The following is a 23,753-nucleotide window of genomic DNA, read 5'->3' as shown; positions in this document are numbered from 1 at the left end:
GGGAGGTGAGACTTGCGATGCATACAGAATTCGACTCGGCCAGAATCACTCAGGTCGGTAGTCGCAACATCGCATCAGTGAACGACTGAAAAACGAATCGCCTTCCACGTCGATCACGAGAGCGTCTGTGTCGCAGATTAACCCTTACGATGGCGAATCTTCGCTCGCATTCGTCGCTTTTTTCGTCCCAACTTCCGACGTCCTTTTCCTGATTTCTTAACACCCATGCTTCGACTGTCCCTTTCAAGACAAGGTTCTCTTACGTTTGATCAACAATTCAGCGTGCAAGTTGCCCGTCTGGCAGTGCAGATGTTCGACACATCTCAACCTCTAGAGCAGGGTTGCGACTCGCGAACGCCGAATCGTCTAGGATAATCAAAGAATTCCCCCATCACAACTGATAACTGCAAAAACTCCCCGCGTGCTTCTCCCTCGAATCGGGTGATATCAATGACGAGGATTCTCGAATCCGTCTGAACGCAGCAAGACCGACGACTCACTCCGCGAAGCTCACAAGACGGGGAGCACACAAGTTCAGACGACCAGAGTGGCGGCGATGTCGGCAATATTCGCCCCAGTGTTCTTCTGGTTAAGAATTGAACCTTTGCCTGACTTGCAATGTCCTTCAATGACGATTAGAAATCGCATTCGCGTTTTTGAGCGGTCAGGTAGCTCAGTTGGTAGAGCACAGGATTGAAAATCCTGGTGTCGGCGGTTCGACCCCGCCCCTGACCACTTTTTTTTCTTCGACCTAAACAAATATTCACTTACTAAATCGTTCGGTTTTCCAGGCGGTCGACCTCGTCAGCGGAGTCTCATCCGCATAGACTGGAGGGATGAAAGTGGTTCTTCAAGAAGAGTTTCGACGGATCGTCAAAGACGAACTCGCTCGCCAGGGGATGTCTCAACGCGAACTCGCGCGCCGCATGGGTGTCGCCAACCCGATGGTCAATCAGTATCTCACAGGAAAGATTTGCCCCGGCCTTGATGTTGTGGAGAAGTTTTTCAACGCTCTGCACATTTCACTGCAAATCGGCCCGCAGGAAGTTCAACAGACCGTCGAGTCTGTGAAGTAAATGGTTCTGCAAGAAGAGTTTCGACGGATCGTCAAGGACGAACTCGCTCGTCAGGGAATGTCTCAAAGCGAACTGGCACGCCGAATGAGTGTTTCCCGACCAACGGTGAGTCAGTATCTGTCTGGAAAGTTCTGCCCCGGCCTCGATGTTGTCGAGAAATTCTTTAATGCACTGGGACTCCCGCTCCATTTGAGTTCCACCGAGGCTCGGCAACCTGCTGATTCCATCGAGTAACTGCGCTCACTCTAAAAAACTCCAGAGTCTTCTAAGCAGAAAACGCCCCCCCGCCACGACGGGCTTTCTGTCGTTTCGAGGTCGCTGATTTTCTCTCTGGATGCGAATCCCAACGCTTTGGCAGATAAGAACATCCGCTCTAACAGGATGTTCGCATCGACGAGTTTGTCGATCGCAGATGCCGTTGCTCTCGCGCTCTCATTCTTTGATCGCCCGAAATCCAACTCATTTGATTTCAGAAAAATTTGCAACCCTTCGGCTTGCAGGGTGATAAGTAATCATTTAGCGTAATCACACTTTGTGTTTGACGGAGTGCAGGACAATGAGCTTCGAAGCTTTGGATCAGGTGGGTTCGATTAATCGACCCCAGGAGCAGTACTCCTGGGGCGCCCCAGCGACTCCCCCCGTCAAGGATCCAGGGAAAACCCGAACCAATCAGAAGATTCTAATCGATGTTTCAATTGCCGAGGAGGAGGTAGTTGCACGGTTGTATCCACGGTGGTTCCCCTCGCCCGTCGTTGTGGATTTCGATTTTCAAGTGCGGGCAGCACTTAACCAGATCGGGCAGCACCATGACGAACACCACCGACGCGATCATCAAGCTCTATCCGCAAACACAAGAACAGAACGAAGTCGATCAGGCCTGGCAATCCTGGAACTCCGAACAAGCGAGCGAGTACTGCCCGCGACACGTCCCGCCCGAAGAGCGCGAACACTACGCCCGCACGACTTCACTGAGACAGTTCTACACAGATTGTCTCGACGGCAAGTGGGAGGCGATCGGAAAGAAAGGACGCTGCAAAGGGACAGCGGCCAAGGATCGACAGTCACTCAATCGCTGGGAACGCTACTCCCGACCTGCCGACTGGGTTGGACACTGGCCGGGACCATCTCTGGCCCTGATCGATTCAGGCGGAGGACTGCTTCTGGAACGAGTTTTCGATGCAATGCTCGACTCGGATCGACTCTCCCCGAACACCGTCAAATCAACGCGCAATCACCTGATGACCATCATTCGCCACGCCGTCGAGGTGAAGGCGATCTCGAACATTCCTCGATCGGAACCGATCCCGACTTCCTCCAAAACGCGGATCTACACCCGCGAGGAAGTGACCAGGATCTTGGAGGCACTCGAAAACCTACCAAGTCTGAGAGCTGCGTTTCTGATCTCGCTGAATGTAGGTGCTCGTCCAGTCGATCTGTTCTGCCTCAAGAAATCGGATCTGACGCGCGATCTCAAACGGCGACGGCTGATCGAGTTCGAATCCCGCAAAACCGGCAAACTGCAAGGGGTGCCGATCAGCGACGAAACCTGGAAGGTGATTCAACCATTCGCCGAGTCGGGGGACTCACCGTATCTATTTCCGGATCTGGGATCTCCAGAGGCTCTCGATCCCGAGAAGACTTCGCGGGCGCGATCACGGAACCAGCTGCTCAAACTGATCCTCCGACAAGTCGGGATCACCGATATCTCGGACACCAGCGGAAAGCCCTGGCAAGTCGCCCGGGCCACCTGCAACGAACGCTACGAGTCGCACGCCCCCGGGGTCGGTCCGTTCATTTTGGGGCACTCGCTCTCTGGAGTGAACGCCCGCAGTTATCGCGACCCGACCGAAGCAGTGCACTCCGCCGTCAACACTCTGCCTCCATATGTCGTCGGCGATCGGCAGCGGACTCTGTTTTAACAACTATTGAGCACGGTTCTGAAAAACAGCCTTCACATGCACCCGAGTGTTGTGTCCATTCGCACTCGTCAGGGAAAGACCGGACCCGGTGTTGTCCAAATGTGGCGACGCTCAATTCTTCTGACAACAACCCCTCTCAACAATCCAGATCATCAAGGCAGTTCAACCCGCCTGCCTTGATTGCTGCCCTGTCGAGCAACACGAATACCCAAGCTTCGAACGGCCCGTCGAAGCGGGGTTGCTCCAGGGCAGCTGCTTTCACATCGAACACCGCAGTGTTCGCAATACGAATTGGAGCTGTGTTTTTCCCCGTTCCCCCTTTTCCTGGCAAGGAGCCTGCCATGACACCCCCGAAGAAGATCGCGATCAACGCCGCAGAAGACATGCAGTTCGAAGCAGCTGCGGTGAAGCTCAAACAATCCATTAAAGCCGACGCCGTCCTGGTCTTTGCCGTTCAGCAGGGAGGCGCCTACTGCGGCACCTTCGTCGGGGACACCGCTCTCCTGCCGACCGCAGGCAACGCTTGCCGCAAGTACCTGCAGATCAACCCCTCGGATCCCGCCAAACAAACACAGGGCTTTTGGGAACGAGCTGCTGCCCGATCACTGAACTGATTTCGAAAGGATCTTCGAGGGAGATCGGGAACGGATGCGTCCTCGATCGACCCTCGCCGAATTGAACGATGCCAGCTGTCATCACTGTTCACTTCCAAGTTTAAGGAACACCCCATGTCTCGACGACTCAAACGACCGGCCCGACCTGCGAATCGACTCGATGGATCCAACGGTCATCGGCCGCACGGTGATTGTGGATGCTGGTTTCTGCCAACGGGCGAACTGGCGGTCCCTTGTACCTATCACGCTTCCCAGCGTCTGCGTCAGGAAGCAGAACGAATCTCACAACGTGCCCGGAACAACTGAGACCAGTCAGGTTCCGATACAGATCGGATTCCGAAGTCATCAGGGAAGGTGATCGATGACATTCAAACAGGCCACTAAACACTTTCAGCCGACTTCGGATGCGTTGCGAGTTCTGGAGTATCTCAACTCACAAGCGGGCGGGTCCGGAATCCTGCTGATCTGCGATCGACTCGGACTCTCCTACAACACCGTCTACGCGATTCTCGATCGGGCGGCGGACTGTCACCTGGTCGATTACTACGCCCGGGACGGATGGAAGATCCGCAAGCCCGGTCGAGAATTTTTGAATCAACGATAAGGAGACCGCCGGATGAGCTTTCGAGAACGGATTGTCGGCCTGCTTCGAGAGTTCCCTGCAGTGATCATTCACCCATTCCAGTTCGTGCGGGAATGCCTACGAGATCGCGATCAGGAAATCGACAACTGCGACCCAAGAGGGAAAACAAACTCGTGAGTCATCCCGAACCAACCCAGATATGGCCGATTGATGCGGTGATGGTTGTGGCGGCCGGTCCTCTGGTTGCCAGGCACGATCCGGGCGAGGCGATCACGCGCGGTCACTGTCGAGACTGTGGGGACGAAGTTGTCATCGCCTGCTCGACGATCGCCCTGGCTCAACAGGAAGCCGAGAAACTGCACAGACCGGTCAAGTACTTCTGCTGCCGGTGCGCACTCAACTACGACTCGCGAACGATCAATCGACTCGTCGATCGACGAAGAAAGGCGACTCGATGAGCCCGGAGGAACGCAGGTCACATCTTGAGAACGCCGGTTTCGCGATCGCGATGAAGCCGTTTCGGTCGCTGCATGGCCTGCGGTGGTACGGGTTGCAGCTGCTGCCCGATGGGACGCGGGGTGGAACCAAGCTCGCCGAATTGGCCGGGCGTCAATTCTCGATCGACCTGGAGACAGGCCGCTGGAACTTCTGGGGCACTGTGGGTGAGCAAGAGTTTCACGAAGGACCGTGGTGGGATGGCTCATCTGACGAAACTGCAGAACCCGCTCCCACGGGACAACACAGGGCGCCGACTCAAAAGAGATTACTGGTACACGATCGGACCAACGAGGTCGTCGGTGAAGCGACACCAGAACAAGAGACGTTCCTCGATCGCTGCCGTGACGCCGGGTTGGAGTGGTCCGGCCCATTGAACCAGTTCGGCAACGTCTTCGCGACACGGGCGAAGCGTCGTTATTTGATTCACACCTGGTCGAAGAAGCTGACCGACTGCTCCGCTCGACCTCAGAAGATTGTGACGCTCGACGAGCTGGTCGCGGAAGAGAACAACCACGTAATCACTGAACCGCCGATTCCCAAGCCACAAATCACGACGATCGATCGCAGGCCGGTCGTCGTGCAGGGAGCCAATCGGCAAACCAGCCTGTTTTAACGTTGGATCAGGAGAAGCACGATGCTTGTGTTATCACGACACGTCGATGAGGACATCGTCCTTGTGTTGGAGGATGGCCGTCGAATCGAGATCAAAGCGGTCTCGATTCGTGGTGGCAAAGTTCGCATGGGAATCGAGGCTCCCAGGTCGATCGGCGTACATCGTCGTGAGATTTGGGAGGCAATGAACACGAAGGTCTCAGCTGCAGAGTCTGCTTGAAAGGACAGGGAATGTCCAAATGGAAACGCGAGAACGACGAGCAGGCCAAACTGAATTACAGCCGTCGTGGACGGGAGTTGGACGCACTTAGGGACATTCGACTGAATGATCCCTACTCGCGCCTCATCCTTTTCGTTCTTGACACCATGCTCGGAACCAACTGGAAGTATCTCGACAAGACGATTGAAGAGGTCATGGAGGTGTGCGAGTTAAAACGTTCTGTCTTCTACGATCGAATGAAACAGCTTCGGGAAGCTGCGCTGATCAGCGTCGATGACATCGAAGGCTCTTCCCGGAAACGCTGGCGAATCATTCGTTCCAACATTTCCGAGGCGGCTGCAAGCTCCAAAACTCGCAGCTCGGCGGACTCCACCCCCGCCGAGAACGCACAAGGGAATGCGGACGCTAACGCGAGGCCCAAATCTCGCACAACTGAGGACTCCACACCCTCAGAAAATGCCGTCCGGGAAATGGACGCCATCCAGGAGGCGGACGAAGCCGTCCAGGAGATGGACGAACTTGTCCAGCAGACGGACGAAGCCGTCCAGGAGATGGACGGATCTGTCCAGCAGGCGGATTGCACTGTATTACACGCTCCACACGCTCAACACGCTCCCTCCCGCTCTCCCTCCCGCTCAGCGTCCGGAGGACGGACGATTCCGGGAAGGGAGGGAGGAGGGGAGGCTTCTGTGATCTGCAGGTTGGGGAACCTCGATGTTCGCTGGGCAACGGAAGTTGTCGAGCGAGCGATCCAGCGAGGATGTACCCCAGACCAACTGCACGAAGTGATCGACTACTTCGAAGATCAACGGACGATTCAGTGTTGGGAAGTCGGAGCTCTGGTCAAGAGGATCGAGTCGGCCTCGCCTGGCTTGGAACCTCATCAGGGACGCTGGCCGGAGGCGAAACGTGACTCCAAACCGAGAGAGCAGCAGAGTCGGATTGCCGAGGCGATGGAGCAGCTTAGTGATGACCGCTTGCGCGCCATCGTCAATCAGCATGCGACACTCAGATCGATGCTGGAGTTGTACGGGAACCTGGAGCGACTGAGAGCAGATGCCACCGCTCAGCAGATTGTGGCTCGGCTCGTCGCACTGAAGCCGAGGACGGCGAGTTCATGAAAACCATTCTCGAACGTCACCGTCGCAAACTGATCGCTGGTCAGCGTTCTCTGATCGATCCGAGTGAACCTCCAGTGACTTACTGCCAGGTGTGCGGCCGACGGCTAAAGACACCGCAGTCGATCGAGCAGCGGATGGGACCGACGTGCAGGATTCGGAGTGTGATCACCAACGAGGAGAACTCACAAAAACGATTTTAATCCATAAAAAAGCTACACTTATCTGTCGGGCAAGGAGTCAAGAAGGCGATCTCTAAGGGCCATAGCGGCGTGATTCCCTCGCGAGGAGAGCGCCGTCAGCAACCCCAAGAAAGCAGTCTGCAGTTCGAGTTCCGTACAAACGGCCTCGTCGAGTTGCTCCCAACATCGATGAAGTGCAGAAATTAGATTGGACTCAATCTCAGGCTGTCTCCAAAAATGGTAATCGCTGGAATTCGGCATCGCACGATAAAGCCATTGAATTCCTGGGCGTAAAATACTGTCATAACCAGGCTTAGACAAACTTCTAGCGAATCCGTTGACAACTTTGGACATCGAAAACCACTTCTGAGCGGCTGTGTCAAGCAGTGGAATCATGGCTGCTAAATTGTCTGCGCACTTTGGATCTACCGCGATCGAGTGCATCCCAAAGTTATAACCCATCAGCTCGTATACCATATCTTCCAGTTCAAACGCTTGGACGCGTCCGGTGTCCCATTCAGCGGCAGAAAGTGCGAAAGTGATCATCTCTGACCAGCGTTGAAAAAAAGTGTCGGTGTCGGGAGCTGCTTTGTAGGCATCCGAAAACCAGTACCAGAAGAATCTAGCGATCCAGTCTTTTGCTTCTTCGTTCAGTGACAAAATCGGCTTCCATATCGACGCTGGATCATCTTCATCTTTCATTGCAACGATTGCTTTTGCCGCCAATCCGAAGACCCATCCATCAAACTCTCCGGGCAATTCAACTGCGTCGTCATTGTCGTCATCGTCGTCAACCTGAATGCTCGACAGCACGACGCCAACTAATTCTTTTGCATGCAACACGCTCTGACGACATTCTGACCCTGAGATCGCGAGAGCATCACTGACCCACGAGAATGCTGCAGACACTACCTTGCCATCTATTCCGCGATCTTTTCGTCTTGCTCGACGCCGGCGTCTCGTAGCTTGCTTTGGGAGCGGCTGTTGCTTGCGTGCCGGGAACCTGATGCACATCACGGACTCGACTTCCTTCTGACCGTTGCGGCCGACATTTGCAAATGTTGTTGGATGAGGCTCACGGTTGATAAACTGCTTAATAATCCGGATGTGTTCCTCGGACCATCGTTCAGCTACTGCTTCAAGTTCTTTGAGCATTTCGGAGAAGCTGTGATCTGTATTGCCTGTCTTCCTCCAGCGAGTGGCCTCTGCAATGTAGCGCTCACTTTGCGACCTCAGTCGACGAACAAGAGACCAGCGAATAGCCAAGTGCTGCATCAATTTAAAATCATCTCCCAACGACTGACGATATCGATGCGCTAGAGTCATGGTTTTTCGTGTCGTGCCGTAGTGAAATCCAGCAATCCCGTTTGCAACTAGGTCACGTACGAAGGAATTTTCTGGGGCCACTTTCAGAAGTCCTACTCCAGCTTCAGCAACGAAGCAATCCCAGTCCCAATCACCGGTAGAATCGGGTAGATCAAATCGGCTGCGTTTCGGGGGATTTTCAATGATCTGTTGCAGCTGTTGGAGGCACCAGTGCAGTCGCACGGGATCGCCCTCGATCCAATGAATGTGTAGGTTCAAGAGAACAGCAATTGCTCCAGAAATCGCTGCCGCCTTCTTAGCAATGTCATCTTGGCCAGCTACGGACTGTTCTTCGATCTCTCGAACACTATCCCAGAAACGCTCTAAATCCGCCGCTGACAGTTCCTTTTCTCCGTCAAGAATTTTCCGACAGTTGATAGGGAATTCCACGAGGCGCATCGAATCGTCCGCACGCTTCACATCCTCCTGAGCCTTGATTGCGAGCTTGCCTGGGAGAACAAACTCGGTGCGAATCTGATTCCCCTCCATGAGTTCTTCACGATAGTTGCACTTGTCAAGTACTGCGATCAGGATCTGCAGAACATCCGGAGACTGTGCCGTTTTGATTTCTTGAGTCCAACGAGCACGACACTCCTGAAAGAAAGTCTCCGTTTCTGGAAACATGAACATCAACCAAACCGCGATCCGTCGTAGTTCGTTTTTTCTATGCGGAGCGAAGTGCCAGTTGCGTGCAAGTTTGACAAGGTCACCAGGTTGTTTCCACCATCCCATAAGTCCAAACGATGTCGCGGACCGATCCATCAGGATTTGCGGCTCCCATAGGTAGAATTTCGACGCACTTAAAAGGGGGCGAAGGACGGTCAAAAACAGTTCTGGTTGTCGTTTCCCAACGTCGATCAACAGTCCGGCGAAAGCGACGGATTCACTCCTGCCAACGAGTTCTTGAAGGATGTCGTCTACGTCTTGTCCGTTGTCGATTTGCTCATAGATCCACTTCTCCAAGGCCATGAGCACGCAAGGAATGATTCGACAGTCAATTGGCCAGTCCAAATACCAGCGGAATACACGTCGGTCACCAATCCAGGGTTTAGCGTCCGCTCCAACTTGAACAAGTACTTCAAGGTCGTCGTCCACTTCGATGAGTCCGGCGAGTTTGGGAGATGCCGGGCCACGACGCTCTCTGTACTTGAGTTCCTTGGCAGCCCATCGTCCTGTGGCGAAGTTGATCAGTTTGAGGGCGAAATCAATTCCTTGACTGGGGCATAACCTGAAGAGTGGCAAGAATGGACCTTGAAAGTACATAGCGGGGTCTTGATCATGCCACGATTCCAGGCCACAGTCGTCCATCCCAAAAGAGCCGTAGGGGTTTTCAAGATATGGTGGCTCAATACATACCGCCAAGAGGACCTCGAATGCAGTGTTCGGGCGTTCCTCTGTCAGTGGAAGGATGGAGGAACTGTCAAGGACTGCCTCGCGAAAGGCGTCATCGACACGTTCTGTTGGACCATCTGGCCAAGGGCCGACACGTTCGCCGAGTGGTAACGGTAATGCTCCAAGATGTTGCAATTGTTCGACGCAGTCCGGATTCTCTTCCTCCCACCGCCGTCGCTTCTCTTCAAGCTCAACTTTCGCGGCCTCTGCTCGCTCCTGGATTTCTTGCGATGCCGGCTTTCTCCGAGCCATTTCAAGTGCAAATGAAGAAACCTCATCTGGAAATTCATGAGCCGCCAGCAATGCAGCCTGATAGGCAATCTGTTCCTTTGCATCGTGCAGATAAACTCCTTCTGCCCGCAGCGCCTGGAACTCTCTTGCTATTGACAAGGCTGCTTTGGAAGCATGATCTCGAAATGGAAACGGAGTCCCTGGTTCGATCTCTCGTGGCATTTTCTCCAACCACAGCTTGCAAACCCAAGCTGCTTCGTTGGACACAATTCGGCAGACGACGGCGCTGTGTTCATCGAGCGTCGCCAAGACTGCTCCCCAATACGGCCAGAGCGGAAAGCGAAATGCAACTTCAACTTGTAGTGCAATGTTTCCGTTATTGACGAGTTTGGGAAGCCTGAGGTCGGGGATGGTGGCAACGAACATGAACCGGTCGAGCAACAGCTTGAGCAACCGACCATCATTCTCGATCAATACTGGCCACGCCATCGATAGCAACGCTCTGGAATTCTCGCTCACGACAACTGATTCAAGCAGTAAGTCGCGAATGACAGTTCCTTCGTCTGTGCCATTATTTTCAGTCCGTCTAACCGCCTCCGACCATCTATGAACACCTTCCTCTTGAGAGAGAAGCCATCTGCCGAACAACCGGACAGCTCGATGCCAACGCGCCATCGCGCATCGTTGGATTCCTTCGTGCGATACAGTTGGGTCATCACCGATTAGGACTCTCAACCTCGCCCAATCACCCAAGAGATCGTGTGAAAACTTGATCCGTTCAGACCGCCTTTTGAGTAAGTCAGCCGATATCAGAGAGTTGAGTGCCTGTTGTTCAGAATACTCGAGTGAGGCCAACGGCACTCCAGCAGCCAATCCCGATGCTTCGATGAAGGCGATCTTCTTGAGCAGCCCGCCACCAGCCATACCGCGATCGTCTGACTCAATCCACCGGCTCCAGAGGTAATCAATCAGCGAGATCAGCCCAGTCAGATTGGCTTTACCAAATTCGCTACCGGATTGCGATGCACGAACAACCCAGTCGAGGATTTTGAGGTTCCCCAACAGAGGCCGCATTTCATTGCGCAAAGTTACCCATGTGACTCCAGCCGAATCCTGAAGGATTTGCTTGATCTTAGGCTCAGGTGGTGAGCCGATTGGAGTGATGTCGAGCCTAGATTGGTCGATACCGGCTTCGCTCAGACGAGTGACAACGCGCTGAGTAGAGTCGTACTGCACCAACAGCAGCACACTCACGTGTGAGCACCGATCGTCTGCGAGAACGTTGGAAAGAAGCCTTCCTGCGATCCGGAGACCTCGCTCTGAGTACCGTTCCAACGAGTCCAAGACTAGCAGGCAGCGGTCCCGGCTCGAACTAAGTACTTCGATCAGAGGATGAGTGATTCCGAGTTTCCCGTCGAGTTGCTTCAATCGCTCGACTTCACAGTCCTCGGGTAGGATCGCAACCGTCGTGTCGTAGAAGTCTTCTGACACACGTTTCGCCAGCGCTGACTTTCCACATCCTGATTCTCCTGCCGCCAAACAGACCCTCAACGTACTAAGAGCGTTTGCGATCTCATTCGCCTCTTGTTCCCGATCAATTGACGTGTTCGCACCGATCTCACTCCGAACGTCTGAGAGCACGTCGTCGGAAGATTGCCTGATGGCAATCCAATCGCTTGTGAAATCTGGGTGATCAACAAGTTGAAACGTCGAACGTAATTCCGAGACAAGCGTTGGCAGGTCCAGAGAACCTCCCATTCCTCTGTTCTCTGCTGCTTTCCCAACCAGCGTCTCCCAGAGCCTCTGGCCTTCGCTAAGACTTGAGTCATTCAGTAGTCGCTGGCAGTCAGCTACCGCACGAGCTAGATCTCGACTCGGATCCGATTCGAAATCGAAAGTCAATAGTCGAATCCGTCGCAGCAACTCCACCGCGGCCTCATCGTCCGTCTGACCCTGACTCAGCAAGACCTCCGGGCACTGCAAACTCTCGAACAATTTACGTGAGGTCTCAGAAGCCTGAGAGCCATGACCTGAGGCTGGTACTTGGAGCCGACTGATGAGACGGTCGGGCGATGTCGCTCGCGCCTGGCAGAGAAGCGTTGACCATGCCTCACCAACATCATTGGCAATCTCTCCAGTGACCAAGACAAGGAGATCGCGGTCATTCTCAAATATCGACATTTTAGTATGTAGCCACTCTTCCCAGGCGGCCTCAACAAAATTTGACGGGAACCCGACACTTGTAACTTGGCGGTGTTTCTTGATAGAAAGCTCCGCGATGTGCAGTCCAACCGTATCGGACATCGTCACAACTACATCATCGAGTAGTCGGCCTGTGTCCCTCGCTTGCCAATCGATCTTCGTGATCGAACCAAACTCAACGCCGAAGGGAACTATTCCGGACAGCATGTCAACCAGAAAACGCGCCGCGACCCGGTCCTCGTAGTTAAAACCTTCTCCCCCGGTCAACTCGACAGGTGCAGCTTGTTTGGCCATATGTGGTATCCTTCAGACGGAAAGTAAACTTTGGCCCGCTTAAGCAAATACGGAAAAACTCATTGTCGCATGAACTAAGACGAAATGATCTTTTCTTCTGAATGGACGTAGCTCGAGATCTCGTTGTCCGAATCTCTAATCTACTCACCAAACCGATGAAGTTGTACCGGTTGACTACATAGGGAAGCTTGCCCTCTTAAGCTTTAACCCTGGGTTATATCCCAGGGTCTTCGTGACTTTGATCATCAAGAGTGGTAAGACGCGGCCAATTGCTCATGCCAGTTCCAGAGGCCGATTCTCAAACGCTTGGCGATTTTCCTTTGCACCGTGAAGCTCCCAGTAGGCCGATGGCTCCCACGCCAAACAGGACCATCGACGTCGGTTCTGGAACGGGTGCGGGGGTGAGAGTGAACTCGAGCGTTCCACTCACACTACCGGGATGGGTTGTCTCAACACCATTCACGTCGACGTAGACTTTGAGATCCCAGATATCGAAGTTGAGTGCGTAACCAGCACCTCCCTGGGCGATTCCCGAACGTGAAATTGTCTGAGTTGCGTCGACGGCACCAGTACTCGCGATATAGAACAAACGCGATCCGCCCGGAGCGTCCAGCCATGTTTCGACGAAGCCTGGCGGGTAAGTGGGATCAAGTCCCGTCGCTGGCCAGTCGATCGAGATGTCGAGTGTCCAGGCCATGTCGCGAATTAGATTGAACTCGATATCCAAGATGGAGTTGGTCAGATCAAGTTCAATTGGACGATTGGAGTCGAACGTTGAGCTGATCGTCCAGGTGTCACCCATTTGAGTGATCGTGGTATCCATCGACGCGGAGGCGTCGCCGTCGGTGTCAGAAGTCGAAATGATCGTTCCGTCAGTCGGTGGTGGAGTCAGGACTGTTTCGTCGACAGGAAACACGAAGAACGTCGCGTTGGAACCCTGACGGAGGTTTGTGAACACGACATCCGAGAAGGCTGACTGAGAGGCTGAGAACAGACAGCTGAAAGCAAGCAGCGTTGAAGAGAGGTGAAGACTGCAGGAGCGCATCATGGGTGACCCTTTACTCAACAGAGGTGTGGAACGAAGCTGGCCTTTACCAAGATACTTCGCGGCAGGGACTCTGTGCAAGGAATTCGACGCAGAACTGACAATGAGAGGCACTGTCAGTTCTGCGTCGTTTTACGCTCGGAAGCGAAAGTGATGATCAGGAGTGGCTGGCGATCATTTGGTGGTGCCAGTTCCAGAGGTCGATCTCTGGCTGTGTAGCTGGCCTGACGGTGAGGATTTCGATTGGGAAGTCGCTGCCGAATTGCTCGCGTTCTTTCGCGTAGAGTTCTTCCAAGCCGGGTCGCGCCAGTCGGCGAGCTTGGTCTTCATCAGAGGCTTCGACCAAAACATATCGAGAAAGCGTGGCGACGAGGAACGTGGTCATGGTCGATTGTCCAGGTTTGAGGGACTTGTGAAAGAACGCGCAGGCCTCCTTGCCTGCGGTCGGCAAGTACTTCAGTGAGTTCTGCGGTGTGCGAATTCTTCAAGCACTGAATCGATCTCCTCATTCATACCACCGAGTTCCTGTCGGATCAGCTCGATGGCGTTCGGATTGACTTCGTCATATCGCTGTTCGAAGAGATCGTCGAGTTGTTCGGTCACTGCCTCGCCGAGGTCTTGATACGCTTTCGCAAATCGAATCAAGTCAAAAGAATCTGTCTCGTAGAACTCAGTCTGCTCGTTGAGTATCATCAGGGAACGCTCCGTTTGAAGTCGAATTTTGAGAGTTTGTTTCCTTGGTGTTGAAACACATCTACCTCGACGTTCGAAGAGACAGCAAGGCACTGCCGTAGCCATCGGAGCAGAATTTGAGATTGATTTGTTCGAGTTCGTCACCGGCCACGAAAAGTCAATGATCATGAGTTGGTGATTCATCCCAGTTGGGCACTGAAACAGAAGTCCAATGCGGGCGAGAAGGGTATGTCGATGAAATTTTCAACGGTGCTTTACGGGTTGGCTGGGCTGACAGCCTTCACATGGTTTCTGGCGGCTGAGGAAGTCCGTATTGCAAAGGATGGAGAACCGTGTCTTCCAGTTGTCTCGGAAGTGATGCGGGGCAAGGTTGTGAACGTCAAAGATGCTGACACGATCGCCATCGTTCGGGATCGAAAACTGATCAGCGTTCGATTCGAAGGAATCGATGCTCCAGAAACTGGTCAGGATCATGGAACCAAGGCCAAGCAGGCTCTTGGAGAATGGATCCATGGGAAAGTCGTCGAGATTCATGTCACCGGAATCGACGATTACAAAAGAACGCTCGGTTACGTCTTTCTGGATGGTGTGAACATCAATGAGAAACTCGTGCGAGAAGGATGGGCCTGGCACTACACCGACTACAACTGCGATCCAATGCTTGCCAAGGCAGAAGTGTACGCTCGGTCGAAACAGCATGGACTATGGGATCACGATCGTCCGATCCCTCCCTGGGAATATCGCAAACTGCTGCGTGAACGCCGAGCACTTGCTGCGGAGCGTGCTCGAAGTAAACGTCAGACCGCTCGCGATCTCGTTCCGACGAAACCGGTCATTGTTCCAAGCAAAGTGCGACCTTCAGCTCCGACGCTGAGTTACTGGCTCAACACCAACTCGGGAGTCCGGCACAACTCGACATGCCAGCATTACGGAAACACAAAAGCGGGTCGCTCCTGCAGCGGGTCTGACGGTCGAGCGTGTGGGATTTGTGGCGGATAGCTTCGTTGTCACTTTCCGCATCGGAGACAGTGAGGGGAGAACCAGATCGTTTCGCGGGATTTGTTTTCTTTTCCGCGGGTGCCTTTCTTCTTGCTGGTGTTGGCCCAGCCGCCCTGGGTTGTCCAGGAGTGCTTCGTCCAACCATGATCACTCACGAGATTGTCGTGTTCTCCCGAATAACCGCAGAGGGCGATTCTGAGTCGGGGATTGCTGCCTGACTGCTGGCACCAGCGATTGACGTCGGCGACGAGCTGGTCGACCTGGCTCTTGTCGTCGTCGCACAGGTAGCAGTCTGTGCGGCCGCGATCGGGATCTGAGATTTCAGTCGCCAGGCCGAGCAGCTGCTGAACTCGGGCCAGACTGTGGGCGTACGGTGGATCCAGAAAGATTCCGGAAATGGAGTTCTTATTGAAGAGTCCCAGCGAGGATGGGGCCGAAACGAGTCGCTGCCAGTCCCCATACAGAATCCGGACGTTATGGAGTCGTTCGGCCAACGCCCCGAACCAGTCCATCAGTGCCAGTTGACGAGCCCGCTGGGTGCGATAGACCGGAACACAGACTCCATTGCCACGCATCGAAGGTTTGGACTTCTGCACGCCCTCGAACGCATTCGCGATCTGGCACGATTTGCCCCAGGCATACCAGCCCGCCAGGCGGGGATCGAAGTACACCGGATCTTGTGCGATCTGATGCTGGGCTCCTTTCACTGCATCGCCTCGGAACAGGTAAGTACTTCGCGCGTGGAAATCGGCTTCGGTGACGGGATGGTGAGCATGCTCCGCGACTGCTTCGGGATCGGATTTGATCGCTCTCCAGAAGTTCACGATGTAGTGATTCACATCGTTGAGGGCTTCATGGGCGACGGGCTCTCTGGCGAGTGTGAGTGCTGCCGAGCCAGCGAACGGTTCTCTCAAAGCAGTGATCTCTCCAAACCGCTCATTGACGATCGGAACAATCGAACTCTTCCCGCCGAAGTACGGGAATGGACAGCGCAGGAGTTTTTTGTCGCTCGCAGTGGTTCTGCGGGTGACAGGTGAGTTGCTCAATTGCGAAGACTGGGCAGACCGATGACAGGGAGTGTTGGCAGACATGGTGTCGCACTTTCTACCGCGCACACGCGGAATGTAGCGACCTCCAGTTCAGGTCAATATGTTTCGCGTTAGGGACTGTCATCGGCGGCTACCGGTGGCAGTCCTGCTCGAAGCTGGGCGTGCACGATCTGACTACTGCGACGGGGCAGTCAATAGAACTCTAGAGTTGCCGATCAATTATTTGCGAGCTGCTCAAGCAACGGCTGCAGGACTTCGCGAAGCAGGTCGGTCACGTAGACCGGTCGTGACGAGGTGCCGCTCGATTTGGTACCGATCGACGAACGACGCGAGGCTTCGAGTTCCAGGAGGCGATACTCCTCCCGGGTGATCATCAGGCTGATCTGCTTCTTGAGCTTCAGAGATCTACTGCGAGGTTTCTTCGAAGGCTTCATCTCCGCTGGCTCCGGATCGAAGTCATCGTCCCAGGCTCGACCATCATCCAACGGACCTTCACTACTCTGGACTCTCCGGACCATCTGACCTTCCTTTGTCGGTGCTGTGTCGTCAGGCGAACGCTGGTGCGTTCGACCGCGTCCGCTCTGCGAACGTCTTGACATCGCCCCTGATGTAGTGGCAGGGTTGTTCTTCCTTGAACGTGCGATGAAACGGGTCGGGATGGTCCGGAGTCACTGCCGAGATCTGCACGAGGCGGATCGCTGACGCAGTGACTTTCATCGTATCGACTCGAGGGAACTCGTCGAGGTTGTTTTCGTCTCAATCGCCATGATGGCACGCCTCATTGACTTCGTATGTGTTCGCTGTGAGAGCGAACCTGAACACCCACGGAAGGGAAATCATGAACGAACAACCCAAGTCGGTTTTGACCTCGAAAACTCTCTGGGCGAATCTGATCGTGTTCGCTGTCTTTGCCGTCGGCTCGATTCTGGAGTCGATCAACTCCGGTGGGCTGCCGGATGAATTTGCAGGCTACGCCCTGCCGATCGTCCTGGTTCTGAATGTCATCCTGCGTTTGCTGACCTCGCAACCGCTCGATCTCTCACTGCTGAATCTGTTCAAGTCCGACCGCTGATGCCAATGGCCTGCGATCGGCTGTTCACCTGTTTGTATAACAAGTGAACGAACGCCTGCAGGTTTGATGTCTTGATTCAAGGCGGAATCTCTCAGGAGTTTGATCCATGCGCGTTCTGATCTTCGTCGCCGGTGTTCTCGCCACGCTGGCGGGATGTACTCAACTCGACGCGGCTCCGCCACAGGCCCGGATCGTCGGTCCGACGGCAGCCGTTCCCGGTGACAAGATCTATCTCGATGCGTCGCGGTCGATCGATGCCTCGACCTATCGCTGGGAAGTCCTCAAACGACCGGGCAGCGATGATCGCGAGGGGCACGTCACCGACGACTCGGGGCAGGTCCTCGAACTGTTCAGTTATCCGGGGGAATACGAGATCACGCTTGCCGTGGCCAATGCCGAAGGGATCGACCTGAAGCGTTGGCGAGTGGTCGTTTATGCCGCGATCCCACCCGGGCCGCTGCCGCCGAATCCCACGCCCACACCCACGCCCGCACCAACGCCCACACCAACGCCCACACCAACGCCCACACCAACGCCCACACCAACGCCCACACCAACGCCCACACCAACGCCCACACCAACGCCCACACCGACACCCACGCCGACACCCACGCCCGAGCCGGAACCGACGCCCACGCCTCCGCAACCTCCGGAGCCCGAACCGACTCCAACACCGCCCGCTCCTCCTGAACCGGAACCAAAACCCGAACCGACACTCCCAGAGGGGACGTTCGGGATCTCGCAGCAGGTCTGTGATCAGGTATGCCAGTTGACGATCGCTGCCGATCAGCGGGGAGACCAGGCGAATCGGATCGCCGATGGTTTCGAAGCCGTCTCAGCGGCCATCTCCGCAGGCTCTCTGGCAGGAGTCGACACCATCCTTTCCGAGATCCGGGATCGCAATCGCTCGGCACTCGGCCAAAACCTGACACTCTGGAAACCCTTTGACACCTGGCTCGCTGATCGCCTCGCGAAACTGTATGGCGAGGGCCGACTGTCGCAACCGCCGGACTGGGCTGTGTTGCTCCGGGAACTGGCACTCGGGCTGCGAGCCGCTGCGAGGAAGAATTCTTGATGACGACTCAACCCAATGCGCGCGGAACAAAACTGAATTGGATGGCCTGGCTGATGGCCATCCTCGGCGGATCCGCTCTCTTCAGCTCTCAGCAGACCATCACGATCCATGTGGATCAAGCAGTCACGCCCCCGTCGCAGCGGATGGGACTCGCCGAGGCGGTCGATCCCTCGACGGGGGCTCCGGTCGAAGTCTTTGCTCTGGCCGATCCGAGTTTCGATTCCTCCGGAGCGCAAGTCGCTCTGTGGGAATTTGCTCAGTCGATCAATGGTGGCGAGCACTTTCCGACGTTCCGGCAAGAGACTGGAGATTGCGTCGCTCAGGGAGCGGCCAACGCGATCAACTATTTGCAGGCTGTGCAGATTGCCAGTCATGGCCAGTCCGCCCGTTTTCGGTGTGCGTTTGCTCCGTGGATTTACGGAGTCTCCCGAACCGCTGAAGATATCGGAGCGGGACGATTAAGACGCTCAGCTGGATCGGTGGGGAGTTGGGCGGCAAATGCCGTGGAACGCTACGGTGTGCTGGCTGCCGATGTTCCCGGAGTGCCCGAGTACTCCGGACGCCTCTCGGATCAATGGGGCTACCAGGGACCGCCCGCCGAGTACTTCGATGAGGCCGAAGACTTCGTCGTCGAGACTGTGGCCCAGGTCAACAGTTACGAGGATGTTCGCGACGCTCTGGCCAATGGCTATCCGGTCACAGTCGCATCGAATCAGGGTTTCCGAATGCAGGCCAAAGTGCATCGCGGCAAAGCCTTTGGAATGCCCTCGGGGCAATGGGCTCATCAGATGTGCCTGCTCGGTGTCGATGATCAAGCCGACTGTCCCGATGGATCAACCGGAGCCTGCTACTGTCTGAACAGCTGGGGATCGGCCGCCCACGGTCCACCGGCCGGAGACGAACCACCAGGAGGATTCTGGATCTCTCGCCGCGTCGTCGAGCGGATGGTTCGCCAGGGAGACAGCTGGGCCTATTCCAACTTCTCCGGATTCCCGCTGCGAGATCTCGACTTTCGCATCTTTGGAGCGACTGCCGATCAGGAGCAGGACCTCGTTGAGATCCCCGCTCCAATGCCACTTGTCGCCCCGGCCTGTTATGCCTGGCTCGGGATTGAACGTCCCCTCGCGGAAGCCGCCGGGGGCGTCTGCCTGTTGGGATCGGCGGGAGCGATGTTCTGGCGTCGACGTCGCCACACGCGACGGACTCAACTCCCCGTTTGAAGGAGACACTGATGACACGCTGCATCCTGCTCGTTTTGGTCCTGCTGATCACGCGGGTGATCAGTGCCGGTGACCCGGACTTCCGTCTCTTTGCGGAACCGATGCTGCCGCCTGTGGAGGGGCGGTCTGTGGAGATGTTTCGCACGTTCGATTCGCTCCCGACGGCGATCGCGGATGGCGAAGTCGATCGATTTCGCACATTCGCACCGGCAGACACGGATCAGGCAGAGGAGGAGCTTGTCGAAAAGGAACCGCACAAGAAACCGACGGCGTTCCTGATCACGCCCACGTTTCCCTGCCCGGCCTGCGAACAGTTCAAACGGCGACGGGACGAACTCCCCTTCGAACTGCGGCCGATTGTGCGGTCGACGTCTCCGGTCCTCGATCAGCGTGGTCGTTACATCTGGCCGGTGCTGTGGTATCCGGTGGGCGATGGACGCTGGAAGTATTTCCAAGGGTCGATCGATCAGTATCTCGAGAAGCACACCAAGAACGATGATGGTCTCGTCGTGGAGACCAGTGTCCGATAACTCGGATTGATCGCGCAGGGCACCATGATCGGGAGCATCGTCAGCGATCTGATTCACTCTGTGGCGATGGTTGTCATCGCCCTCTCATTGACCCAAGGATGGGACTACGTCATGCCAGCCAAGAAACCGACTCCGATGCTCGATCAGATCGAGCTCGATGAAGACGCCGCCAAAGCCTTCGACAACCTGCAGAAGCAACAGTCGATCAAACGCAAAGGCGACGCCGCCGGACGCAAGGCCAGCGAGCTGAAGGGACAACTCTCGACAGCCTTCGGTGATGCCCGGGTCGGCCGTTTACCCGATGGTCGGATCGTCCAGCGTCTCACGAAGGGCTGGAAGCGAGCCGCCAGCAAGGCCAGCAGCGGTGAATACGACCTGTTCGAGGAAGTGCCGACCGCATAATTCATGCGACGTGCCACTTCGAAACCCGCTCAACCTCGATGATCGACCGCATGATTCATGCCCTCGCCAGCGTCGAATGCGAACAATTCGCGAAATCGGACCGCATAAAAGCTGCGGTTTGCATCGACGAAGGCGAGGAATCTGCGACGAACGACCGCATAAACTATGCGGTGGGTGAGTCCGAAACCGGGCAAGGCGACGACTTTAGCCGCATAAATCATGCGGTGGGCGGAGTGGTTCCCCCGGCAGCCGGGGGCCATTATGCGCGGTGGTTCCCTAGCGGAAAATCTGTCCGTAAGGAACAAAATAAACGATTTCCTTCCTTCCTCTGGCGAGGCAACTCGCCGCAGATCGGAATCGATCGGTGAATGGCGACGCGACGCGGAAGCAAATCGACGAAGCGAATTCGAACGCAGTCTGCGGCGGCTGACGAACTCGGAATCACTGCGCGGCAACTTCGCAACTGGGAGCAGGAAGATTGGTTTCCCGATGGCGGTCGGACCAAGTCCGGATACGACATCGCTCTGATCCGCCAGGCGCAGGAGTCGCTTGGCAAAAAGGGAAGCGAACTTCGCGAAGCGGCCGTCGCCCTCAAGATGCGGACCGGCGAAGCCAAACTCGAACGCGAACTCGTCGAGGTGCAACGGAAGCAGTTGATCCTCAAACGCGAACAGGGAGAACTGGTTCCACGCAGAGCGGTCGAACTGTTCGCTTCCACAGTCTTGACGGAATTGGGGGATTGGTGTGATCAGCTTCCGGATCTGCTGGCCGCAGTTGTTCCCGCAAGGGCCCGGAAAGATCTGCGAAAACGAATCACAGACGAGTTGAATCGACGACGGGAACAACTCGCGACCCGACTCTCAGAGCGGGCAATGGCCGCGGACCTGCAGCTCGTCGATCAGGAGTCGTCGACATGATCTCGTTCGTCCTCGCGCCTGAAGTCTATCAATGCATTCTGCCACGCGAACGCATCGCGACAGCAGAGTGGCTGACCTCGAAACTCAAACTGACCGGCGACTCCAAGCTCAAAGGGTTTTACCGACTCGATCTCTTTCCGCACTTCAAGGAACCTTGCGAGTGTTTCGACGATCCGGAGATCGAGATCATCACATTGCAGACCGCAGCTCAGATCGGCAAAACGGTCTGGGCTCAAGGCTGCATCGCCAAGGTTGCCGACACCGATCCGCATCCGATGGCCTTTGCCGACGCGGATGAGAAATCGACCAAGCGAGTGCTCGATCGAATGTGGAGACTCTTCGATTCGTGCGAGTCGCTCTCGAAGGTTTGTCCTCCTCCGCATCGACGGACCAACGATCACATGACGCTGACAACCTGTGTCGTGCACGGGGCCTGGGCGGGATCCGCAGCGACCGCTGCTGACTATGGTGCGTTCATTGTCGTATTGAACGAAACCGACAAGATGAAGCAGCGTTCGACCGATACCGAAGCGGACTTCCGCTGGCTGATGCAGGAGCGGACGAAAGGATACGTCGGTCGCAAAGTGCTGCAGATCTCGACTCCATCGTTGACGGGAAGTTCGTTCATCGAGCAGCAACGCCTGGCCGGGGACAACCGGGCGAGAATGGTCCCCTGCCCACATTGCAATCACTTCCAGGAACTGCGCACCGGGAACGGCAAAGAGAAAGGCGGTATCAAGTTTGAGAAGCTGAAGGACGGCAAGCTCTCGGCCGCCAAGGCTCGCGAAACCGCCTGGTACGAATGCGAGAAGTGCGACAAGAAAATTGAAGAGCATCACCGCTACGAAATGCTCAACGCTGGTCTCTGGGTGCCGGAAGGCTGCGTCGTCAAAAAGGGCAAGATCACTGGCGAGCCTGCTCGGAGAGGGCACCATGCTTCGTTCGGACCGTTGTCGACGCTGCATTCGCTGCTCCCTGGAGTGACGATCGGCGTCTACGCGGAAGAATACGTGAAGAGCCTGCTCGCAGCGGAAAACCGTCGGCAGGCCCGGCAGAACTTTGTCAACAGTTGGGAAGGCAATACGTTTGACCCGTCTCCGGTGACTGTTCAGCCGAATCAGGTGATCCTGCGACTCGGAGTTGATGACCCATTGCGGATCTGCCCGGAGTGGGCGGTGTTTCTGACACTGGCAGGGGACGTCGGTCGCATCGCCGAAGAGCTGATCTTCTATTGGTGGGTCTCGGCCTGGGGATCCCATGCCCGCGGGCAACTGGTCGATCTGGGAATCGCCTGGGACCGTCACGAGATGTTCGACGTGATTCGCAGTGCTGTTTATCCACACGCCGACGGCGGAAATCCTCTGCGTCCCGTTGTTAGCGGATTTGACTCGGGGTCGATCACGAATCAAGTCTACGAACTCTGCAAGGAGCTGCCAGCAACCTGGCCGATCAAAGGCTCCTCGATTGATCCCGACCGGCCGTTCGTCGCCGGTGACTTTCCGGAGATGTATCGCCCTGGTCTGCAGCGGCATGGTTTGAATCAACACGAGATTCGCCGACGGCTGCGAGCGAAACGATTCGACCTGCTGACAGCCAACACTCAGCGGTCCCAGGAGTGGGTTGAGGATCAGTTGACTGGGATGATCAAACGCGAGGACCCGGGCTGGTACTCGATTCCGCTGGAGGCCCTGCAGGGGCAGACGATCAGTGAGATCGACCTCGTCAAGCACTTGCTCGGAGATTATCTTGACGGATCGAGCTGGAAGAAGCGGTACGATGATCAACACTTCCGGGATGCCTGGCGATATTCCGTGATCCTCGCCTGGTACCACACAGCGAACGGACGCAATTGGAAAAACTTGACTCGGCGTGCCAAATCGGCCGCTAAGAACACCTGGCAGGGAGCGCGTCTGCGTCCGACTCTCCGCCGCCCTCCAGGACTGACGCCAGGAAAGGCAGACCGATGACCGAAACGAAGACACCAGAGAAACCAGCGAAGCCCAAACCGCCCAAAGCGAAAGCCAAACCACCGAAGGCCAAACCCACCGGCAAGACCGCTGAGGGGCCAGAAGAGGCAGGCGTTCCAGAAGTGGAAGAGGGGCAAGTTGTCAAACGGCCGCGGGGTGTCTCAAAGGCTGGCCCCTGCCCGATTCATCCCGGCCACACTGGGACAGTGGTCTACAGGACCGGAAAAACGGTCCGATATTGCAAATGCAACACCTGCGGTCACAAGTACCAGCGTCCGATCACAGATGATGCGATTGAAGCCTACCTGTCGCAACTGGCGACTCAGCTCGAAGAGGCTCCTCGCGTCGACGACGGGTCGGGCCTGGAATATGTGGTTCTCGAATCGAGCGAGGCCAACGGGATCGCTAACGACCTGCGTCGTTTTCTTGTCGACTAGTTGTTGCCAGCCGACAGGTTGTCGGTAGGATCAAACTGCCC

The 23,753-nt window shown here is 55.7% G+C and carries 30 protein-coding genes and 1 tRNA gene; 23 read left to right on the top strand and 8 right to left on the bottom strand.

Going from position 1 to position 23,753, the window contains the following annotated elements:
• The first annotated feature begins 662 nt into the window (after nucleotides 1-662).
• From KOR42_RS18810 to KOR42_RS18795, 4 genes are all read left to right on the top strand, one after another.
• A tRNA-Phe gene (locus KOR42_RS18810) sits at nucleotides 663-735 on the top strand.
• 101 nt (nucleotides 736-836) lie between these two features.
• Nucleotides 837-1,076, top strand: coding sequence for a helix-turn-helix domain-containing protein (locus KOR42_RS18805; protein ID WP_146511387.1), 240 nt, complete (start codon nucleotides 837-839; stop codon nucleotides 1,074-1,076).
• Complete coding sequence (locus tag KOR42_RS18800; RefSeq protein ID WP_146511386.1) at nucleotides 1,077-1,310, top strand: helix-turn-helix domain-containing protein; 234 nt, start codon at nucleotides 1,077-1,079, stop codon at nucleotides 1,308-1,310.
• A 572-nt stretch (nucleotides 1,311-1,882) separates the two neighbouring features.
• Nucleotides 1,883-2,995: a tyrosine-type recombinase/integrase gene (locus tag KOR42_RS18795; protein WP_146511385.1), complete on the top strand. Its 1,113-nt coding sequence runs from the start codon at nucleotides 1,883-1,885 to the stop codon at nucleotides 2,993-2,995.
• A 136-nt stretch (nucleotides 2,996-3,131) separates the two neighbouring features.
• Here the strand turns inward: KOR42_RS18795 and KOR42_RS18790 are convergent, their stop codons facing one another.
• Nucleotides 3,132-3,338, bottom strand: a complete 207-nt coding sequence (locus KOR42_RS18790) for a hypothetical protein (RefSeq protein ID WP_146507597.1) — start codon at nucleotides 3,336-3,338, stop codon at nucleotides 3,132-3,134.
• On the opposite strand from KOR42_RS18790, the gene KOR42_RS18785 reads away from it, so the two are divergent.
• From KOR42_RS18785 to KOR42_RS18750, 9 genes are all read left to right on the top strand, one after another.
• The gene (locus KOR42_RS18785; protein WP_146511384.1) at nucleotides 3,337-3,609 is read left to right on the top strand and encodes a hypothetical protein; all 273 of its coding nucleotides are present in this window, start codon (nucleotides 3,337-3,339) and stop codon (nucleotides 3,607-3,609) included. The two genes, KOR42_RS18790 and KOR42_RS18785, sit on opposite strands and share 2 nt — an antisense overlap.
• Nucleotides 3,610-3,723: 114 nt before the next feature.
• On the top strand, nucleotides 3,724-3,915 hold the full coding sequence (locus tag KOR42_RS18780; protein WP_146507591.1) for a hypothetical protein: 192 nt from the start codon (nucleotides 3,724-3,726) through the stop codon (nucleotides 3,913-3,915).
• 55 nt (nucleotides 3,916-3,970) lie between these two features.
• On the top strand, nucleotides 3,971-4,213 hold the full coding sequence (locus tag KOR42_RS18775; RefSeq protein ID WP_146511383.1) for a helix-turn-helix domain-containing protein: 243 nt from the start codon (nucleotides 3,971-3,973) through the stop codon (nucleotides 4,211-4,213).
• A gap of 12 nt (nucleotides 4,214-4,225) precedes the next feature.
• Nucleotides 4,226-4,369, top strand: coding sequence for a hypothetical protein (locus KOR42_RS26840; protein ID WP_197441341.1), 144 nt, complete (start codon nucleotides 4,226-4,228; stop codon nucleotides 4,367-4,369).
• A complete protein-coding gene (locus KOR42_RS18770) occupies nucleotides 4,366-4,650 on the top strand; it encodes a hypothetical protein (protein WP_146511382.1) in 285 nt (94 codons plus the stop codon). Before KOR42_RS26840 ends, KOR42_RS18770 begins: the two co-directional genes overlap by 4 nt.
• Nucleotides 4,647-5,303, top strand: a complete 657-nt coding sequence (locus KOR42_RS18765) for a hypothetical protein (RefSeq protein WP_146511381.1) — start codon at nucleotides 4,647-4,649, stop codon at nucleotides 5,301-5,303. Before KOR42_RS18770 ends, KOR42_RS18765 begins: the two co-directional genes overlap by 4 nt.
• Before the next feature lie 21 nt (nucleotides 5,304-5,324).
• Nucleotides 5,325-5,522 carry a carbon storage regulator gene (locus KOR42_RS18760; protein ID WP_146511380.1) on the top strand — a complete coding sequence of 66 codons (198 nt, stop codon included), beginning with the start codon at nucleotides 5,325-5,327 and terminating at the stop codon, nucleotides 5,520-5,522.
• Nucleotides 5,523-5,533: 11 nt separating this feature from the next.
• Entirely contained in the window at nucleotides 5,534-6,643 is a 1,110-nt protein-coding gene (locus tag KOR42_RS26835) for a hypothetical protein (RefSeq protein WP_197441340.1), read from the top strand.
• Nucleotides 6,640-6,843, top strand: coding sequence for a DUF6011 domain-containing protein (locus KOR42_RS18750; RefSeq protein ID WP_146511379.1), 204 nt, complete (start codon nucleotides 6,640-6,642; stop codon nucleotides 6,841-6,843). The genes KOR42_RS26835 and KOR42_RS18750 overlap by 4 nt, the downstream gene beginning before the upstream one ends.
• An 18-nt stretch (nucleotides 6,844-6,861) precedes the next feature.
• Here the strand turns inward: KOR42_RS18750 and KOR42_RS18745 are convergent, their stop codons facing one another.
• The 4 genes from KOR42_RS18745 to KOR42_RS18730 form a co-directional block, all read right to left on the bottom strand.
• Complete coding sequence (locus KOR42_RS18745; RefSeq protein WP_146511378.1) at nucleotides 6,862-12,306, bottom strand: nucleoside/nucleotide kinase family protein; 5,445 nt, start codon at nucleotides 12,304-12,306, stop codon at nucleotides 6,862-6,864.
• A gap of 298 nt (nucleotides 12,307-12,604) precedes the next feature.
• On the bottom strand, nucleotides 12,605-13,354 hold the full coding sequence (locus KOR42_RS18740) for a PEP-CTERM sorting domain-containing protein (RefSeq protein ID WP_146511377.1): 750 nt from the start codon (nucleotides 13,352-13,354) through the stop codon (nucleotides 12,605-12,607).
• A 154-nt stretch (nucleotides 13,355-13,508) separates the two neighbouring features.
• Complete coding sequence (locus KOR42_RS18735; protein WP_146511376.1) at nucleotides 13,509-13,736, bottom strand: hypothetical protein; 228 nt, start codon at nucleotides 13,734-13,736, stop codon at nucleotides 13,509-13,511.
• Between the two features lie 71 nt (nucleotides 13,737-13,807).
• Nucleotides 13,808-14,044: a hypothetical protein gene (locus tag KOR42_RS18730; RefSeq protein ID WP_146511375.1), complete on the bottom strand. Its 237-nt coding sequence runs from the start codon at nucleotides 14,042-14,044 to the stop codon at nucleotides 13,808-13,810.
• Nucleotides 14,045-14,278: 234 nt separating this feature from the next.
• Between KOR42_RS18730 and KOR42_RS18725 the strand changes: the two genes are divergently transcribed.
• Nucleotides 14,279-15,043, top strand: coding sequence for a thermonuclease family protein (locus KOR42_RS18725; protein WP_146511374.1), 765 nt, complete (start codon nucleotides 14,279-14,281; stop codon nucleotides 15,041-15,043).
• 8 nt (nucleotides 15,044-15,051) lie between these two features.
• Here the strand turns inward: KOR42_RS18725 and KOR42_RS18720 are convergent, their stop codons facing one another.
• The 3 genes from KOR42_RS18720 to KOR42_RS26830 all read right to left on the bottom strand — a co-directional run bounded on the left by KOR42_RS18720 (nucleotide 15,052) and on the right by KOR42_RS26830 (nucleotide 16,809).
• Nucleotides 15,052-16,134 carry a DNA adenine methylase gene (locus KOR42_RS18720; protein ID WP_146511373.1) on the bottom strand — a complete coding sequence of 361 codons (1,083 nt, stop codon included), beginning with the start codon at nucleotides 16,132-16,134 and terminating at the stop codon, nucleotides 15,052-15,054.
• A gap of 173 nt (nucleotides 16,135-16,307) precedes the next feature.
• A complete protein-coding gene (locus KOR42_RS18715; RefSeq protein WP_146507546.1) occupies nucleotides 16,308-16,610 on the bottom strand; it encodes a hypothetical protein in 303 nt (100 codons plus the stop codon).
• A 28-nt stretch (nucleotides 16,611-16,638) separates the two neighbouring features.
• Nucleotides 16,639-16,809 (bottom strand): hypothetical protein, encoded by a 171-nt coding sequence (locus tag KOR42_RS26830; RefSeq protein ID WP_197441339.1) that lies wholly within the window; start codon nucleotides 16,807-16,809, stop codon nucleotides 16,639-16,641.
• A gap of 121 nt (nucleotides 16,810-16,930) precedes the next feature.
• Here KOR42_RS26830 and KOR42_RS18710 point away from each other — a divergent pair, with 121 nt between their 5' ends.
• The 9 genes from KOR42_RS18710 (at nucleotide 16,931) to KOR42_RS18665 (ending at nucleotide 23,712) form a co-directional block, all read left to right on the top strand.
• Nucleotides 16,931-17,164, top strand: a complete 234-nt coding sequence (locus KOR42_RS18710) for a hypothetical protein (RefSeq protein WP_146511372.1) — start codon at nucleotides 16,931-16,933, stop codon at nucleotides 17,162-17,164.
• A 106-nt stretch (nucleotides 17,165-17,270) separates the two neighbouring features.
• Entirely contained in the window at nucleotides 17,271-18,239 is a 969-nt protein-coding gene (locus tag KOR42_RS26825; protein WP_197441338.1) for a hypothetical protein, read from the top strand.
• On the top strand, nucleotides 18,239-19,459 hold the full coding sequence (locus tag KOR42_RS18695; protein WP_146511370.1) for a C1 family peptidase: 1,221 nt from the start codon (nucleotides 18,239-18,241) through the stop codon (nucleotides 19,457-19,459). The genes KOR42_RS26825 and KOR42_RS18695 overlap by 1 nt, the downstream gene beginning before the upstream one ends.
• An 11-nt stretch (nucleotides 19,460-19,470) precedes the next feature.
• Complete coding sequence (locus KOR42_RS18690) at nucleotides 19,471-19,989, top strand: hypothetical protein (RefSeq protein ID WP_146511369.1); 519 nt, start codon at nucleotides 19,471-19,473, stop codon at nucleotides 19,987-19,989.
• A gap of 6 nt (nucleotides 19,990-19,995) precedes the next feature.
• Nucleotides 19,996-20,391 (top strand): hypothetical protein, encoded by a 396-nt coding sequence (locus tag KOR42_RS18685; protein WP_146511368.1) that lies wholly within the window; start codon nucleotides 19,996-19,998, stop codon nucleotides 20,389-20,391.
• A 50-nt stretch (nucleotides 20,392-20,441) separates the two neighbouring features.
• The gene (locus tag KOR42_RS18680; RefSeq protein ID WP_197441337.1) at nucleotides 20,442-20,759 is read left to right on the top strand and encodes a hypothetical protein; all 318 of its coding nucleotides are present in this window, start codon (nucleotides 20,442-20,444) and stop codon (nucleotides 20,757-20,759) included.
• Nucleotides 20,760-21,308, top strand: coding sequence for a hypothetical protein (locus KOR42_RS18675; protein WP_146511366.1), 549 nt, complete (start codon nucleotides 20,760-20,762; stop codon nucleotides 21,306-21,308).
• A complete protein-coding gene (locus KOR42_RS18670) occupies nucleotides 21,305-23,275 on the top strand; it encodes a terminase gpA endonuclease subunit (RefSeq protein WP_146511365.1) in 1,971 nt (656 codons plus the stop codon). The genes KOR42_RS18675 and KOR42_RS18670 overlap by 4 nt, the downstream gene beginning before the upstream one ends.
• A complete protein-coding gene (locus KOR42_RS18665; protein WP_146511364.1) occupies nucleotides 23,272-23,712 on the top strand; it encodes a hypothetical protein in 441 nt (146 codons plus the stop codon). The genes KOR42_RS18670 and KOR42_RS18665 overlap by 4 nt, the downstream gene beginning before the upstream one ends.
• Nucleotides 23,713-23,753: the final 41 nt, after the last annotated feature.

The organism is Thalassoglobus neptunius (assembly GCF_007859735.1).
GTDB classification, from domain to species: Bacteria; Planctomycetota; Planctomycetia; order Planctomycetales; family Planctomycetaceae; genus Thalassoglobus; species Thalassoglobus neptunius.
The sequence above is the reverse complement of the archived record's forward strand: the minus strand, read 5'-3'. Positions and strand labels throughout refer to the sequence as shown.

Bases quoted from the DNA above. Each gene is read 5' to 3' on its own strand.
- KOR42_RS18800 (WP_146511386.1), top strand. From the start codon at position 1,077: ATGGTTCTGCAAGAAGAGTTTCGACGGATCGTCAAGGACGAACTCGCT.
- KOR42_RS18750 (WP_146511379.1), top strand. From the start codon at position 6,640: ATGAAAACCATTCTCGAACGTCACCGTCGCAAACTGATCGCTGGTCAG.
- KOR42_RS18785 (WP_146511384.1), top strand. From the start codon at position 3,337: ATGACACCCCCGAAGAAGATCGCGATCAACGCCGCAGAAGACATGCAG.
- KOR42_RS18790 (WP_146507597.1), bottom strand. From the start codon at position 3,338: ATGGCAGGCTCCTTGCCAGGAAAAGGGGGAACGGGGAAAAACACAGCT.
- KOR42_RS18665 (WP_146511364.1), top strand. From the start codon at position 23,272: ATGACCGAAACGAAGACACCAGAGAAACCAGCGAAGCCCAAACCGCCC.
- KOR42_RS18710 (WP_146511372.1), top strand. From the start codon at position 16,931: ATGAACGAACAACCCAAGTCGGTTTTGACCTCGAAAACTCTCTGGGCG.
- KOR42_RS26825 (WP_197441338.1), top strand. From the start codon at position 17,271: ATGCGCGTTCTGATCTTCGTCGCCGGTGTTCTCGCCACGCTGGCGGGA.
- KOR42_RS18675 (WP_146511366.1), top strand. From the start codon at position 20,760: ATGGCGACGCGACGCGGAAGCAAATCGACGAAGCGAATTCGAACGCAG.
- KOR42_RS18715 (WP_146507546.1), bottom strand. From the start codon at position 16,610: ATGGTCCGGAGAGTCCAGAGTAGTGAAGGTCCGTTGGATGATGGTCGA.
- KOR42_RS18670 (WP_146511365.1), top strand. From the start codon at position 21,305: ATGATCTCGTTCGTCCTCGCGCCTGAAGTCTATCAATGCATTCTGCCA.
- KOR42_RS18735 (WP_146511376.1), bottom strand. From the start codon at position 13,736: ATGACCACGTTCCTCGTCGCCACGCTTTCTCGATATGTTTTGGTCGAA.
- KOR42_RS18695 (WP_146511370.1), top strand. From the start codon at position 18,239: ATGACGACTCAACCCAATGCGCGCGGAACAAAACTGAATTGGATGGCC.
- KOR42_RS18795 (WP_146511385.1), top strand. From the start codon at position 1,883: ATGACGAACACCACCGACGCGATCATCAAGCTCTATCCGCAAACACAA.
- KOR42_RS18730 (WP_146511375.1), bottom strand. From the start codon at position 14,044: ATGATACTCAACGAGCAGACTGAGTTCTACGAGACAGATTCTTTTGAC.
- KOR42_RS18720 (WP_146511373.1), bottom strand. From the start codon at position 16,134: ATGTCTGCCAACACTCCCTGTCATCGGTCTGCCCAGTCTTCGCAATTG.
- KOR42_RS18690 (WP_146511369.1), top strand. From the start codon at position 19,471: ATGACACGCTGCATCCTGCTCGTTTTGGTCCTGCTGATCACGCGGGTG.
- KOR42_RS18680 (WP_197441337.1), top strand. From the start codon at position 20,442: ATGATTCATGCCCTCGCCAGCGTCGAATGCGAACAATTCGCGAAATCG.
- KOR42_RS18745 (WP_146511378.1), bottom strand. From the start codon at position 12,306: ATGGCCAAACAAGCTGCACCTGTCGAGTTGACCGGGGGAGAAGGTTTT.
- KOR42_RS26840 (WP_197441341.1), top strand. From the start codon at position 4,226: ATGAGCTTTCGAGAACGGATTGTCGGCCTGCTTCGAGAGTTCCCTGCA.
- KOR42_RS18780 (WP_146507591.1), top strand. From the start codon at position 3,724: ATGTCTCGACGACTCAAACGACCGGCCCGACCTGCGAATCGACTCGAT.
- KOR42_RS18725 (WP_146511374.1), top strand. From the start codon at position 14,279: ATGAAATTTTCAACGGTGCTTTACGGGTTGGCTGGGCTGACAGCCTTC.
- KOR42_RS26830 (WP_197441339.1), bottom strand. From the start codon at position 16,809: ATGAAAGTCACTGCGTCAGCGATCCGCCTCGTGCAGATCTCGGCAGTG.
- KOR42_RS18775 (WP_146511383.1), top strand. From the start codon at position 3,971: ATGACATTCAAACAGGCCACTAAACACTTTCAGCCGACTTCGGATGCG.
- KOR42_RS18740 (WP_146511377.1), bottom strand. From the start codon at position 13,354: ATGATGCGCTCCTGCAGTCTTCACCTCTCTTCAACGCTGCTTGCTTTC.
- KOR42_RS18765 (WP_146511381.1), top strand. From the start codon at position 4,647: ATGAGCCCGGAGGAACGCAGGTCACATCTTGAGAACGCCGGTTTCGCG.
- KOR42_RS26835 (WP_197441340.1), top strand. From the start codon at position 5,534: ATGTCCAAATGGAAACGCGAGAACGACGAGCAGGCCAAACTGAATTAC.
- KOR42_RS18805 (WP_146511387.1), top strand. From the start codon at position 837: ATGAAAGTGGTTCTTCAAGAAGAGTTTCGACGGATCGTCAAAGACGAA.
- KOR42_RS18760 (WP_146511380.1), top strand. From the start codon at position 5,325: ATGCTTGTGTTATCACGACACGTCGATGAGGACATCGTCCTTGTGTTG.